A 15,443-nucleotide genomic window follows, 5' to 3' on the forward strand; every position below is an offset into this window, starting at 1 on the left:
AACCTATCAATTGTACGTTATTGCACATTTAAGCAAATAACAATTTCTAACGTCAGATGGAGCCTAAAACTCCACCTGACGCAAGAACTCTATTGATTATGAATTTCCGATATGTGGTTTAAAAAAAGTCTTCAGTGCCGGATAAACCCCTGTTTTATCTTTTATAAGCACACTGGTGAATTTTTCATCCTTTATTTTACGGTAGACTGACATCAGTGAACTTGAATTATTATATAATCCCTCAATCTCTCCATATCCAAAAATATTACATAACTCTAACAGTTTTCGGACCAGTTCCAAACACTTTTCATCATCTGACGGCAGGTTATCTCCATCAGAAAAATGAAAAGGATAAATATTATAATCTTCCGGTCGAAACCGTTTTTGAATTATTTCCAAAGCCAGTTCATAAACAGATGAACATCGTGTCCCACCGCTTTCCCCCTTGGTAAAGAATTCTTCTTCTGTTACTTCCTTGGCAATAGTATGGTGAGCCAAAAAGATGATGTTTACATTTTGATATTTAGTCCTGAGAAACCTAACCATCCAGAAAAAAAAGCTCCTGGCAATATATTTCTCGAATGGTCCCATCGAACCGGATGTATCCATCATGGCAATTACAACCGCATTTGACTGATACTTGATATCTTCATCCCATGTCTTAAATCTCAGATCATCAGGCTTGATAATGTTTTTATCAGCACCCTCAACTGCATTTCTCCTAATGCTTTCCATAATAGTCCTGCGCTTGTCAATATTGCTCATAATCCCTTTTTTTCTGACATCTCTGAACTGTAATGAATCTGTTATCAATTCCTGCTGCTTCTTTTCTTTAAGATTCGGCAAACCCAGGTCCTCAAAAATAAGTTGAGCCAGTTCATCAACCGTAATTTCTGCTTCATAGTAGTCCACACCCGGCTCGTGCCCAGCCCCGGACCCTTTCCCAGGACCCTGTGAATTACTGTCCTGGCCTAGTACATCACCCTGTTTGGTATTACCATCACCTTGGCCGACATACTTTTGTTTGTTTCTATTGAATCTAAAATGGAATTCATCAAGAGACCTTATGGGAACTTTTACTATTTTCCTGCCGTCTGACATAATTATGCTTTCTTCAGCAACTATGTCGGCCAGGTTTTTCTTTATGGCTTCCTTTACTTTTTCCATATGGCGCCGCTGGTCAATATGACCCTTTCGGTGCAGGGACCAGTCGTCCTTAGATACAGTATAACTGACACCTCTCAACGCCATCACCTCCCGGAATGTAGTAAATTTACCTATTCAACAAACTGCCTACATATTTTAACAATTCATTAGCACACACAGGACAGTAGCCATGATCTTCGATAAGCCTCACAGTAACTTGATTTACCCTCTTCAATTGTTCCGCATCCGGTGTCTTGGTGGAAGTAGTAATTTTCACGATATCCTTAAGGTCTGCAAACAATTTCTTTTCTATAGCTTCTCTTAACCGCTCATGAGAACTGTAGTCAAACCTCTTGTTTTGACGGGCATAATTTGAAAGCCTGATAAGGATTTCTTCCCGAAAACTTTTTTTAGAATTTTCGGATATGCCAATTTGCTCCTCTATTGACCTCATGAGCTTTTCATCTGGGTCCATTTCTTCTTCGGTAATCGGGTCCTTAACCTTTACACCGGCACAGTAGGCTTCAATATTATCCAAGTAATTATTAAAAAGAGTTTTTGCTGATTCTTCAAATGAATAGACAAATGCCTTTTGCACTTCTTTTTTAGATATATCATCATATTCTTTTCTTGCTTCTGATATAAAATCAAGAAGCCTTTCTTTTTCTTCTTTGCTTATGGATGGGTGCCGGTCCAAGCCGTCCTTTAAAGCTCTCAGAATGTCAAGTGCATTGATGCACACCGTCCCGCTCCGTATTAATGCTGTAGATATGCGATTAATTACATAACGCGGGTCTACACCGCTCATGCCCTCTTCCACAGCCTCAGTCTGAAGCTCATTGATATCTTTTTGTTTAAACCCTTCTACATCTTCACCATCATAAAGCTTCATTTTCTTCACCAGGTCCATACCTTGTTTTTTGGATTCCTTTAACCTTGATAAAATAGAGAAAATTGCAGCCGTTCTTAAAGCATGTGGTGCAATGTGAATATCAGTCATATCACTTTGGAATATAAGCTTCTGATAAATCTTAACTTCATCGGATACTTTGAGATTGTAAGGAATCGGCATAACAATAATCCTCGACTGCAGGGCCTCGTTTTTTCTGTTAGCAATAAAACTCCTATATTCAGCCTCATTGGTATGGGCAATAATCACCTCATCAGCTGATATAAGAGCAAATCTTCCTGCCTTAAAGTTTCCCTCCTGGGATAGGCTTAACAGGTTATATAGGAATTTTTCATCACATTTGAGCATTTCCTGAAACTCCATAATTCCCCTATTAGAAACATTCAATTCCCCATCAAACCTGTATGCCCTTGGGTCAGATTCACTCCCAAATTCCGTAATTGTCGAAAAGTCAATACTTCCGGTCAGTTCTGCAATATCCTGCGACTTAGGATCTGACGGGCTAAAGGTACCAATACCTACCCTGTTATCCTCAGATAAAATTACCCTTTCAACAATCACCTGAGATACATCGTTATCATATTTTTTCCCCAGCATCATCCTGCAAGAAGGACATAATTCTCCCTCAATATGAATCCCATACATTTGCCAAAATTCTTCTCTCATTTCCTTGGGTATCATGTGCAGAGGCTCTTCATGCATGGGACACCCCTTAATACCGTACATTGCGCCTCTATCTGTTTTAGAATACTGTTCCAACCCTCTTTTCAACATTGTTACGATTGTTGATTTGCCGCCACTGACAGGACCCATTAACATTAATATTCGCTTTCTAACGTCCAGTCTTCTGGCTGCAGGATGAAAATATTCCTCGACCAATCGTTCAATGGTCTTATCCAGTCCAAAGATTTCCTTGTCGAAGAAATGGTACTTTAATCTCTCATTTTCTTTATTAATGCCATGGTCTTTGATCATTTGATAGACTCTTGCATGAGATAATTGGGCTATTTGGGGATTCTTGACAACCATATCCAGGTACTGAGCAAAGGTACCTTCCCATTGCAGAACTTCTTGTTGCTTCCTATAATCAGCTAACTCTTTAAGTATTTCCATCTAATTTCCCCCCAAACCACCTAGATTTAAGTTAATTTCTTCTTAAACATTATATGCTTAAGTATGTAGGATGAAAACCTAAATAAGAATATAAAAAAAGATATACCTTCATTAAATAAAATAAGGGCAGATGCATTCCCTCGGGCGATCAACATCTACGCCTTCAGCAATACATCTACCCATATCTATTTATAATTGAACATTTCTATTCGTTTATTCAAATATTTGTCTGACAAAATTAGGCAGCGCGAAACATGCCTGATGTATGTCTTCATTATAATATTTTAGGTTCATCTCCTTTAACATGTCCATATCAGGTGTTACATCAAGAGGGTCATATTTTTTACTGCCACAGGTAAATGTCCAGAAACCTCCAATATATGTTGCAATAGCTGTAAGATACGTTCTTGTTATAGGGAAAATGCCGTTGATATTTTTATGTACACCTGCAAGAAGGTCTCTATTAAAAACAGGTGACTCACTCTGAGCTACTAATATCCCCCCTTCCTTCAAGGAATTATAGATATCTGTATAAAATTCCTCTCCGAAAAGCCCGATTGCCGGACCAATGGGATCTGATGAATCCACTATAACAAGGTCATAATAATTTTCTTTTCCCTTGACAAACTTCAGCCCGTCCTCAATTATTATCTTTACTCTTTTGTCGCCTAGAGCGCTGCTTATTGAGGGCAAATACTTACGGCAGATATTAACAACCTTTTCATCAATTTCAACAAGATCTACTTCTGCGACAGATTGATACCTTGTTACCTCCCTGACAGTACCCCCGTCACCACCACCAATAACCAGTATTTTTTGGGGATTAGGATGAGCCATCATGGCCGGGTGTACTATCATTTCATGATAGATATATTCGTCTTTTTCCGTAGTTTGTACAATACCGTCAAGAACCAGAGCCTTACCAAAATCAAATGTATTAACAACAGCCAGGTGTTGAAAATCCGACTGTTCAGTATATAATATTTCATTTAATTTCCACTTTACCGAGTATCCGTCAGTATGCTTTTCATTTAACCAAAATCCCATAATCTATACTTCAAAACCTCCCTTGAATTATATTTATACATTATTCTAGCCCAGACTGCAGAAATCCTGCATCAAATCTTTATTTTGCGTTTTTCCGCCGGTATTGCTCTCAAGAAGGTTATGTTTTGCGATTTTTTGGTATAGGCTAGCCCTCGAAATTCCCAATCTCCTGGCAGCTTTAACCTTGTTACCCCCTGTAAACTGCAAGGCCTGTCTTATTACATTACATTCAGTATCCTCCAAAATATTCTTAAGTGACATACTGCAATTTGTCTGAAGCTGTGAGTTTGACATCTTGTTAAGGTATGACGGAAGGTGATAATGCTGAATTATTTGATCTTCTATAACATTAAATACCTGATCCATAACACTGACCATTTCTCGCACATTACCAGGCCAAGTGTGATTAATGAAAATGTTATATGCTTTAGTGGAAATCCCAACAACCTTTTTCCCATATTGTTTATTATTTTTTTCAATCATAAAATTAATTAAAGTCTCTATGTCCTCACGCCTCTCACGCAGAGGAGGTATATATAAACTATTGATACTAAGCTTATAATAAAGTTCTTCATGAAACATGTTCTGTTTTACCAATTTATCGAGTTCGTGTTTTGTGCCGGCGATAATTCTTACATCTAACAGTTTTGTCCGGTCATCCCCTATTCTTTGAATCTCCCTGGCCTGTATTATGTTTAAAATTTTGGTCTGCACTGCAAACGAAACATTCCCGATATCATCAATAAATAATGTTCCCCGGTCTGCCAGTTCAAATTTACCAATCTTCCCATGTCCGGATAGTCCTCTCCCTGAAATTTCAGCCAACCCGAACAATTCAGCACAAATAAGGTTTTCTGGAATTGCCGAACAATTTATTATGATAAACGGACCATATTTCCTCGAACTCTCCATATGTATGGCATGAGCAAAAAGTTCCTTTCCTGTACCGGTTTCACCTCTCAGCAATATTGTTGAATCTACATTAGCTGCTTTTATTGTGTTTTCTTTTAGCTGTACAATCACCTGGCTCTTCCCCACAATATTTTCCATTTTGTGTTTGTGATTAGCTGCTTTATTTGCCTGGTTAATCAGAGAATCCATTTTATCAATGATTTTCTGAATTGCATTCATATCCTCTAAGATTGCTATTGCTCCCACAACTTCTTCATTTTTTATGATAGGAGTGCAATTTGCAATACACTCCCTGCCATTAACAGCAATTTTCCTGCCAATTTCAGGTATTCCAGTCTCCAAAACAACTAGAAGAGGAGATTCGGGCATTATTTCCCTAATATGAGTTCCCTCTACATCATCTAAAAACCGGTAAAATTCCCTGGCAGTTTTGTTAAATACCGAAATATATCCATCCTTATCCACTGCTATGATTCCATTGAAAGCATGGTCCAAAATGAGACTGGAATCCGGATAGTTTGCTGCTTTTTCTGATAAAATCATATACTTTACACCTCATAATGTATTGCAGTCCTATTCAGGATAAATTGTATCTTATCAATGGAACATTGACTTTAGTTTTTCCTGTAATGGTCAGAATTTTAAGTTAAATGGGTTTTCATGGCATTAAATCGTTTATCATGGAGAATGAATGGTTTTGAGAAATGTCTCAAAAGAATATTTTAATTTGAATTAAGGAACAACTAATAGCAAAAAAGGAAGGGAAGAATATAAAATGCTTGGTAAAATTCTTGCTTTAGTGCTGCTCTTGCTTGGAGGTGGGGTCACTCTATCTGTGTTGTTCAAATCGGCGGCTGCCATACTGAACCCATCATCCCAGAAAAAGACGAAATGATTACTAACTTCCCTGTTGAATCGAAAATCCGTTTTGATATCTTCGGTCACTGGTCCTGTACTGAATTGCCTCAGCAATGTGCTTTCCACTGATTTTTTCACATTTATCTAGGTCGGCAATCGTTCTTGCAACCTTTAATATTTTCTTGTAAGCCCTAGCACTTAACTGCAAGGATTCAAAAGCGGTCTTCATAAGGTCTGCCGCTTTATCATCAATTTGACAATACATTCTTATCTCTTTACCACTCATCTGTGAATTAGAACTGACTCCTGTACATGCAAAACGTCTCTGTTGTAACTGCCTGGCGTTCTCAACCCTAATGCGAATCTGTGCCGAAGTTTCATTTTGTTGAGTCTCCTGAAGTTCCTTATAATGAATTCTAGGAACCTCGATGTGAATATCCATCCTGTCTAACAAAGGGCCGGAAATCCTGTTCCTGTAACGGCTAACCTGATTAGGGGTGCAGACACACTGTATTGAGGCATCTCCAAGATAACCACAAGGACACGGGTTCATTGAGGCCACAACCATCATTCGGGCTGGGTACTCAATGCTGCCATGTACCCTTGATATACAAACCTTACCGTCTTCTATCGGCTGTCTAAGGGACTCCAGTGTATCCCTCGCAAACTCAGGCAGCTCATCAAGATAAAGTATTCCAAAATGAGCAAGGCTAATTTCACCCGGCCTGGGACTGTTCCCTCCACCTATCATCCCTGGTCTGGAGACATTGTGATGGGGTGACCGGAAAGGCCTGCCAGTCAATAGTGGCTGATTTTTTTTTAATAACCCAGCCACACTGTATACTTTAGTTACTTCAAGGGCTTCCTGTGTCGACATTTGTGGCATAATCTGGCACAGCCTTCTTGCCATCATAGTTTTCCCGGATCCCGGGGGTCCGGTCATCAGTATATTATGCCCCCCTGCAGCGGCAACCTCCAGGGCTCTCTTTACCCTGTAATGTCCGTTAACCTCAGCCATATCATCAGAATTAGATTCACAGCCGTTTTTCATAATTTCTTCTATGTTTATTTCATGAGCTTTTATTGATGTTCTTCCATCAATAAAAGCCACAACCTGAGTCAAACTGACAATAGGCATTATTTTTGCCCCCGCAACAAGAGCCGCCTCATCGGCATTATCAATGGGAACAATTATCTCCTGAAAACATGTCTTTTCAACAACTCCCATAACTAATGGCAGGATCCCGGTAACCCCTCTTGCTGAGCCATCTAGTGACAACTCTCCCAGAAAAACATATTTCTCAAAGTTTGCATTGAGCAACTGGCCGGAAGCAGCAAGAATGCCTATCGCAATGGGCAGATCAAAAACAGCGCCTTCCTTCTTAGTATCAGCCGGAGCCATATTTACCGTGATTCTTCTCATAGGGTACTCCAAACCGGAATTACGAATTGCAGCCCTAACCCGTTCTCTTGATTCCTTCACGGCAGTGTCAGGAAGTCCAACTATCTCAAGGCCGGGTAATCCGTTAGAGATATCTACTTCAACATCGACGGGATATCCATCAAGTCCTTTTAGAGCAAAACTTTTAACAATTGCTAACAATATCCCGCCTCCTCACAAACAATTTTCCAATACCTGGACTGACTCCAGCATATTGGTTTTATCAAGCCTGACAGCATATACATCAAACCTTATTTTTTGCGAATAATTCTGGTTTATGTACATATAGTACTTTGCCAGCAACCTTAATTTGCTCTGTTTTCTATAATCAACTGATTCTTCAGGAGTTCCACAGTGCTTATTCCTGCGCGTTTTTACTTCAACAAAAACAAGTGTATCCCCGATTCTGGCAATCACATCTATTTCCCCATATCGGCAGCGGAAATTTCTTTCAAGAATAATATAGCCCTGTTCATTTAGCATTTGGGTCGCTATATCTTCCCCAATAGCACCTATGGCTCTTTTGTTGAAACCTGTCAAATTAAACACCTCAAAAACATTATATCATGTAAGTAGTTTCCTTTGTATCCATTTTTTTACTAGTATAAGCAAAAATTTTTATTGATAACATCATTTTGGCCCAAAAGAAAACTGACTCACTAGTTATGAGTCAGTTCCTTTAATTTTTCATTTCTTTTAGAAAAACAGTGCATTTCTTTTAAAAGAACAATGAATTTGCTGCAAGGTTAGCCAGAACTGACAGCGGCTGTGGATAAACACCAAGGAATACCGTAACAATCATGGTAATCAACAGAACTGCTTTTGCCCCTGCTGGTACCATAATTGGACTGTTATCCACAGGATCAGCCATATACATTACTTTAGCAACTGAGAGATAGTAGTAAACCGATGCCATACTCATCAATAACCCGATAATAACCAGCCAGAGATAACCCTGATCTACTATGGATGAAAACAGGTAAAACTTTCCGGCAAATCCTGCCAGAGGAGGAATACCTGCCATTGAGAGCAGACAAACAGTCAAAACTGCTGCCATAAGAGGTGAGCGCTGAGCTAAGCCCGCATAGTCCCTAATCTCATCACTGCCTGTGTTTGCAGAAAAGTTCATGACTACGGTAAATGCTCCAATTGTAGCAAACACATACAACATTCCATAAAAGGCAACACCCCTTACCCCTGCCTGATTAGCGGCAATTACACCGGTCATAATGTAACCTGCCTGAGCAATACTGGAGTAAGCAAGCATCCTCTTAATATTTGTCTGAGGAATAGCTACCAAGTTACCGATGATAATAGTCAGGGCAGCCAATGCCGCAAAGAGCATTTTCCACTGCAGACTGTAATCAGGGAATGCAATCAGGAATACCCGGATAAGAGCTGCAAATGCAGCTGCCTTGGACCCAACAGCAAGAAATGCGGTAACAGGTGTAGGTGCTCCCTCATATACGTCAGGAGACCACATTTGGAACGGAACTGCAGAAATTTTAAAACCAAACCCGGCAACCAGGAATATGACAGCTACTATCATAGCCGGTGACAGACTGCCCATTTCTTTTAGCTTCATGGCAACTTCTGAAATTACCGTTGTCCCTGTAATACCGTATACAAGACTTAAACCGTAAAGCAGAATACCGGACGACATAGCTCCGAGAATCAGGTATTTGATACCGGCTTCAGCAGACTTACTGTCATTTTTCTTAAATCCGGTAAGAATGTAAAAGGAAATGGTCATTGTTTCCAAGCCAAGGTACAGTGTGATAAACTCACCTGCAGATGAAAGAATCATCATCCCAAGAGCAGCAAAAACTGTCATCACAAAAAACTCGCCGTAATTTGTTCCTATTTTCTTAACATATAGTGTTGCGGCAAGGGTAACCAAAACGGCGGCGGTAAGCACCAATTGCTTAAAGAATATCGAAAAATCATCAACATTGTACATACCTTCAAATGCGCTGGAATTTATACCATAGAACCCAAAACTAAGGAAAAGTATAAACGCCAGGCCGATGGTTACCAGATACCCAAGTCCAAATCTCTGTTCTTTAGGAATCAGTAACCCGATAACCAGTACCGTAATCGCCAGAATAACAGTTGCAATTTCAATAGTCAGCAAAGACAGATCCATTAAATATTCCCTCCCATCTGAGCTGCAGCAGTTGTAACCTGAACTAATTTAGCAGCAATAGGCTGCACTCCGGAATTTACCATATCCATGAGTATTGAAGGGAATACACCAAAGGCGACGATAAATGCAATCAGGACCACAACCGGAATCCAGTATGAACCTTTGATATCTTCTACATGATCCCACTCTTCCTTACGGGGTCCAAATAATACATTTGCAACCATCCGTAAAACATACACCGCGCCAAGAACCACACCGGTCAGAGCAATTAATGCCGGAATCTGTAAGGATGGCACCTTAAATGCGCCAACAAAAGTCGTAAACTCAGGTACAAAGCTTACCAAGCCCGGCAGACCAGCCGAGGCCATTCCAGCTACAATAAAACCGACAGCTGCAACCGGCATTTGGTGCGCCAAGCCTCCCAGGTCAGGAATATACCTGCTCTTAGTTGCCGCATAGATGTATCCAACCATGGAGAAAAAGAGGGCTGACATTACACCATGAGCAAACATATTAGCTACAGCACCGTTAAGACCAATGATATTCATTGATGCTACCCCAATAAGGACAAAGCCCATGTGACTTACACTGGAATAACCGACGACATATTTCATGTCTTTCTGTGCCAGACAAATTAATGCGGCATATACTACGTTAGCTACCGCAAAAATGGCTATCAGCGGAGCCCAAAACTTTGCTCCAAACGGCAGGATAAACAATCCAATCCGGATGAGACCATAACCGCCAATCTTTTTCAGTACACCGGCGTGAATCATTGAAACCGCTGTTGGCGCTCCGGCATACCCGTCTGGTGACCATGAATGGAATGGGAACATAGACAGCAGGCAAGTAAAGCCAAATGCCATCATCCCAAATACTATTATTTGGAATTGGATTGGGTAAGCAACAGATGCCAGTTTAGCAATATCAAATGTTGGACTCCCAAGAATTGAACCTGCCACCTTGTACAACCAGATCATGGCTGCTAAAAGGAATGCACTTCCTATCAGCAAATAGATGGTAAGTTTCATACCTGCATACTCTTTGGTTACGTCCTTTGTCTTACTTCCACTACCCCAGATAATAACCATTATATAAATGGGGATTACAACTACTTCGTAAAAAAGGAAAAATATAAACAGATCACGGGCCAAAAAGGTTCCCATTACTCCGGCAATCAGAATCAGGAGCAGAATATAAAATTCTTTGGCACGTTTTTCCTTGCTCCAGGAACGTGAAAATATTGAGGTAAAACCGATAATGTTTGTCAAAAGCAGCATCGGGAGGCTGAAACCGTCTACACCCAGGGAATAAATAACTCCAAGGTCAGCAACCCAGGGGATGTCTTCGGTAAAAGCAAAACCTCCAATTCCAGTCTTCACATATTGAATATAGTACACAATGTACAGAATTATTGTAAGAGCCAGTGAGATGAAGGTAGTGATGCCAGCTACTGCTTTAATTATCTTTGATTCTTCCTTTGGTATAAAGACACTGATTAATGCCCCAATAATTGGTGCCAGCAAAATAGCAGTCAGTACAGGAAAGCCCATTATCTCACACCTCCTAACAGGCTCAAGCTGGCTGAAGTGGTATCAGCAAAGCCCATAATTAAAACCAGAATAACAACCCCAGCAAATAATACCAGCGCATAGTGCTGGAGATTACCGGTCTGAACACGCCTTAAGATACTGCCCAGCAGTTTAGCGGCATTTCCGATTCCGTTAACAATACCGTCAACAATTGTGATATCAAACCACCAAAGAATACGGCCAAGTCCGTCAAGAACATTATGGATCAGCCAAAGATAGATTTCATCAATATAGTACTTATTAAATGACAGCTTGTAAAACGGCGCTAATTTATGAGCAATTGCTTCATGAGAAACAGCTTTTTTACCATAAATCCAGTAGGCCAAGAAAATCGACCCCAAAGCCAGGATAGTTGATACTATGATTATGGTCCAGTCAACTGAAGCATGATGGAATTCTCCGAGCCTCACAAAATAGCCGAAGCCATGCTCAACCCATGGAGCGCCAACAAATCCGCCGAATATGGAGAGGAATGACAGTACAACAAGCGGAAATGCCATCGAAAATGGTGACTCGTGCGGGTGGAATGACTTGTCCCTAGGTTCACCATGGAAGCAGATAAAGAACATCCGGAACATATAAAACGCTGTTAAAGCAGCCGTAATTGTAGCCATCCAGAACAGCACTGAATAAAGTCCCGCAAAATGTGCTCCGTGAGAGGCTTCTTTTACCACTAGAAGTATTTCGTCCTTGCTAAAGAAACCTGCAAAGGGGAAGATACCTGCTATAGCCAAACATCCGGTCAGGAATGTCCAGTAAGTAATCGGCATCTTCTTTTTGAGTCCGCCATACTTCCAAATACTGGCCTCATTGCTCATAGCATGCAGAACGCTACCTGCACCCAGAAACATCAGAGCCTTAAAGAAGGCATGTGTCATCAAATGGAACATACTGGCTGTAAGGCTCCCTGCACCAAGTGCCAGCATCATATAGCCAAGCTGTGATACTGTTGAATATGCCAGTATTTTTTTCATTTCCGTCTGTGTAATAGCTATGGTAGCAGCAAACAATGCTGTAAAGCCACCCATAAAAGCAACAAAGGCCATAGCACCCGGAACAGTCTTAAACAAAATCAAGGTCCGTCCAACCAGGTAAACACCGGCAACAACCATAGTTGCAGCATGGATCAGGGCACTGACCGGTGTAGGGCCTTCCATAGCGTCAGGCAGCCACACATGAAGCGGAAACTGGCCTGATTTCCCGATAGGACCTAGGAACAGAATTGCTGCAATAACGGTCAGGCTGCCAAAAGTAAGGTTGGTATACTGCTGGAAGTTAGGAATCATGTCACCCAAGGTCACCAGGTCAAGGGTACCAAAATTAATCTGCAGGAGAAGAATACCCAGCAAGAGACCAAAATCACCGGTACGTGTGGTGATAAAAGCCTTTTTGGCTGCTTCCCGCGCAGAGTACTTATGCCACCAGAAACCTATCAGGAGGTATGAACATAAACCTACCAGCTCCCAGAAAACGAACATTTGTAAAAGGTTGGGAGCAATAACCAGTCCCAGCATAGACATAGCAAACAGGGCTAAAAAAGCATAGAATCTGGAGAACCCCGGGTCACCATGCATATAACCCAGTGAATAGATATTGACCATTAAAGCCACTAGGCTAACCATGAACAACATCATGGCTGACGTCGGGTCAATTTGAACTCCCATTTCTATCTTCAGCCCACTCATTTCAAACCAAGTTACCACTTGTTTGAGAGGGTGTTCAACATACAGGTCTCCGGCCTGGATTACCCCTATACCTACATTAACCGCCAGCAAAAATGACATCAAAATTGCTGTAATTCCTATAAAAGCGCTCGCTTTAGGAAGTGGTCTGAAAACGAAAACTATCAGCACAAATGCAATTGCTGGCAGGAGAGGTATCAACCAGGCGTTGTGAAGAGCAAAATCAATCATCTTGTTCTTTGCACCTACCTTTATTAGTAGAAACTACCATTTTAGCCAATCAAAATCATCCACATTAACAGAAATACGGTCACGATAAATAGCAACTATTAACGCTAAGCCTACGGCAACCTCAGCAGCAGCTACAGCAATTACAAAAATAGCAAAAACATGTCCTGTCAGGATACCTGTGGTAACATACCTGGCAAAGGCAACGAGGTTAATATTGACCGCATTCAGCATCAATTCAAGGCCCATCAAAATAGCAATGGCATTTCTTTTGGCCAAAGCCCCGAACAGACCTATACAAAATAATGTTCCACTTAAAACCAGAAAGTGTTCTAATCCAATCATGAGGTCTTTTTCACCTCTTTCGCAATGATTACAGCACCAATGAGTGCAACCAGCAAGAGAATTGCAGCCACTTCAAAAGGAATAACATACTTGGTAAGCATTAATTCGGCTATATTGCCTACAGTTTCCTGGGGCGGCTCAACTAAAGTTACCGACCATTTGGTTTTAATAACCATTAATGCATTAATTACAACTAATGCCAGAGAAACAATTCCTGCCAAAACTGCATGTTTAGAAAACAGATTTGTTTCCTTCATATTTCCTCTCTGAGTCAGCATAATACCGAAAACAATAAAAATAGTAATTGCGCCGGCATAAACCAAAACCTGTACTGCAGCCATGAAGTCAGCGTATAACATAAGATAAACTCCGGCTACCCCCAAAAAGGTAACTACCATATAAAGGGCACTGTGAAAAATGTTTTTATTCATTACCATCATCAATGCCGAACCTAATGTAATTATGGCAATGAGCCAGAACATAAAATTCATTTAATTATTTCACCCCTAACTAGCCTGTGCCGATTCATCTTTATTAGCTTTCCTTACATCATCCTGTGACGGAGTGTATTTTGAAAAAAGGTCGAGATTTACCTCGTCACGGAAATAAGTTGCCCTCTCATAATCATGGTTCCATAGAAGGGCTTTAGTAGGACAAACTTCTACACAAAAACCGCAGTAAAGACATTGTTCAGCCAACATTTTATACCCTGTCAACTTTTTCTTGTTATTTTCATCTTTAACGGTTTCAATCTTGATAACATGATTAGGGCATGCATTGGAACAAAGTCCGCAAGCAATACACTTGGGTACATCCAGGTCAAATGACCCTTTAAAACGAGCGGCTAAAACCGGTCTTTCCTCAGGGTACTGTCTGGTAACTTTTTTTTCAAAAAAGTGTCCCATAGTAATCCTGAGTCCCTTTATCAATCCCTGTCCAAACACAATATCACCACCTTAAAGAATTATCATCCGGTATACGTAAACTCCTATCCCTGTAACCAAAATGTTAGCGAGAGAAACAGGAATAAGGAATTTCCAACCAAAGTGCATCAAGTGGTCTATCCTGATTCTTGGCAATGTCCACTTAACCCACATAAACAGGAAAATAACCAGATAAATCTTTAACATAAGCCATAGGAACGGTGGGATAAAAGTCAGGCCAAAGGGCGCGTTCCATCCTCCAAGGAACATAATGGAAATTATGGCTGAACTAGCTACCAGGTTCCCATACTCAGCAATCATATAAATAGCCCAGCGGATCCCGGAATACTCAGTCATATAACCAGCAACTAATTCCTGTTCACCTTCTGCCAGATCAAATGGTCCCCTGTTTAATTCTGCCGTAGCTGCAATAAAGAAAACAACAAAGGCAATTACCTGAGGAATTAAAAACCACACGTTCTTTTGAGCATTTACAATATCAGTCAGGTTTAATGACCCAACAATCATGACCACACCCAAAAGTGAAAAAACCATTGGAATCTCGTAACTGATCATCTGGGCAACTGTACGCATTCCTCCAAGCAGTGAATACTTGTTGTTGGAAGCCCATCCGCCCATCAGGAGTGACAGGGTAGCTGTGGAACCGACTGCAATGAAATAGAATATACCAATATTCAGGTTCTGGAGAATAGCTACTCCTTCCCCAAAAGGTATCACGGCAAATGCGGTAAGACTTGTAATAAAAGCACAGGTACTAGCAATCTTAAAAATAAACTTGTCAGTATTTGCAGGAATGATATCTTCTTTACCCAGTACTTTTACAATATCGTCCGGGAACTGTAAAAACCCGGCCGGGCCTAAACGGTTGGGACCTCTACGCATTTGAAAAAAGGCTGCAACCTTACGTTCCATCCATACAAGTATTATCAGGTTAATCATTATGAACAGAATAGCAACCAGTGTCCAAACAGCTGTAGTGATTACCTCCGTAGCTGTAGCGGAGAATCCCAAACTGCTCGTTAGCCAAGCTCTTAAGCCATTAGCAATTGTATTAAATATCTCCATGCATCTTCTCCCCT

13 protein-coding genes are annotated in these 15,443 nt (G+C 40.7%); all 13 read right to left on the bottom strand.

Annotated features, from left to right (window positions below):
* Nucleotides 1-96: 96 nt before the first annotated feature.
* The 13 genes from yhbH to nuoH all read right to left on the bottom strand — a co-directional run bounded on the left by yhbH (nt 97) and on the right by nuoH (nt 15,429).
* Nucleotides 97-1,251, bottom strand: a complete 1,155-nt coding sequence (gene yhbH, locus ABFY19_RS07600; RefSeq protein WP_418790055.1) for a sporulation protein YhbH — start codon at nt 1,249-1,251, stop codon at nt 97-99.
* Nucleotides 1,252-1,273: 22 nt separating this feature from the next.
* Complete coding sequence (locus tag ABFY19_RS07605) at nt 1,274-3,169, bottom strand: PrkA family serine protein kinase (protein ID WP_418790056.1); 1,896 nt, start codon at nt 3,167-3,169, stop codon at nt 1,274-1,276.
* 213 nt (nt 3,170-3,382) lie between these two features.
* Nucleotides 3,383-4,216 carry a polyamine aminopropyltransferase gene (speE, locus tag ABFY19_RS07610; protein WP_418790057.1) on the bottom strand — a complete coding sequence of 278 codons (834 nt, stop codon included), beginning with the start codon at nt 4,214-4,216 and terminating at the stop codon, nt 3,383-3,385.
* Between the two features lie 45 nt (nt 4,217-4,261).
* The gene (locus ABFY19_RS07615; RefSeq protein ID WP_418790058.1) at nt 4,262-5,671 is read right to left on the bottom strand and encodes a sigma-54 interaction domain-containing protein; all 1,410 of its coding nucleotides are present in this window, start codon (nt 5,669-5,671) and stop codon (nt 4,262-4,264) included.
* Between the two features lie 355 nt (nt 5,672-6,026).
* Nucleotides 6,027-7,589, bottom strand: a complete 1,563-nt coding sequence (locus ABFY19_RS07620) for a YifB family Mg chelatase-like AAA ATPase (RefSeq protein WP_418790059.1) — start codon at nt 7,587-7,589, stop codon at nt 6,027-6,029.
* A gap of 12 nt (nt 7,590-7,601) precedes the next feature.
* Complete coding sequence (locus ABFY19_RS07625) at nt 7,602-7,967, bottom strand: YraN family protein (protein ID WP_418790060.1); 366 nt, start codon at nt 7,965-7,967, stop codon at nt 7,602-7,604.
* A 178-nt stretch (nt 7,968-8,145) separates the two neighbouring features.
* Nucleotides 8,146-9,573, bottom strand: coding sequence for an NADH-quinone oxidoreductase subunit N (locus ABFY19_RS07630; RefSeq protein ID WP_418790061.1), 1,428 nt, complete (start codon nt 9,571-9,573; stop codon nt 8,146-8,148).
* A complete protein-coding gene (locus tag ABFY19_RS07635; RefSeq protein WP_418790062.1) occupies nt 9,573-11,126 on the bottom strand; it encodes a complex I subunit 4 family protein in 1,554 nt (517 codons plus the stop codon). Before ABFY19_RS07635 ends, ABFY19_RS07630 begins: the two co-directional genes overlap by 1 nt.
* Entirely contained in the window at nt 11,126-13,078 is a 1,953-nt protein-coding gene (gene nuoL, locus ABFY19_RS07640; protein WP_418790063.1) for an NADH-quinone oxidoreductase subunit L, read from the bottom strand. Before nuoL ends, ABFY19_RS07635 begins: the two co-directional genes overlap by 1 nt.
* Before the next feature lie 33 nt (nt 13,079-13,111).
* Nucleotides 13,112-13,420, bottom strand: a complete 309-nt coding sequence (gene nuoK, locus ABFY19_RS07645; protein WP_418790064.1) for an NADH-quinone oxidoreductase subunit NuoK — start codon at nt 13,418-13,420, stop codon at nt 13,112-13,114.
* Complete coding sequence (locus ABFY19_RS07650) at nt 13,417-13,911, bottom strand: NADH-quinone oxidoreductase subunit J (protein ID WP_418790065.1); 495 nt, start codon at nt 13,909-13,911, stop codon at nt 13,417-13,419. Before ABFY19_RS07650 ends, nuoK begins: the two co-directional genes overlap by 4 nt.
* 15 nt (nt 13,912-13,926) lie before the next feature.
* Nucleotides 13,927-14,364, bottom strand: coding sequence for a NuoI/complex I 23 kDa subunit family protein (locus tag ABFY19_RS07655; RefSeq protein WP_418790066.1), 438 nt, complete (start codon nt 14,362-14,364; stop codon nt 13,927-13,929).
* A gap of 12 nt (nt 14,365-14,376) precedes the next feature.
* Entirely contained in the window at nt 14,377-15,429 is a 1,053-nt protein-coding gene (gene nuoH / locus ABFY19_RS07660; RefSeq protein WP_418790067.1) for an NADH-quinone oxidoreductase subunit NuoH, read from the bottom strand.
* Nucleotides 15,430-15,443: the final 14 nt, after the last annotated feature.

The sequence above is a fragment of the Phosphitispora sp. TUW77 genome (genome assembly GCF_048453025.1).
Lineage (GTDB): Bacteria > Bacillota > Thermincolia > Thermincolales > UBA2595 > Phosphitispora.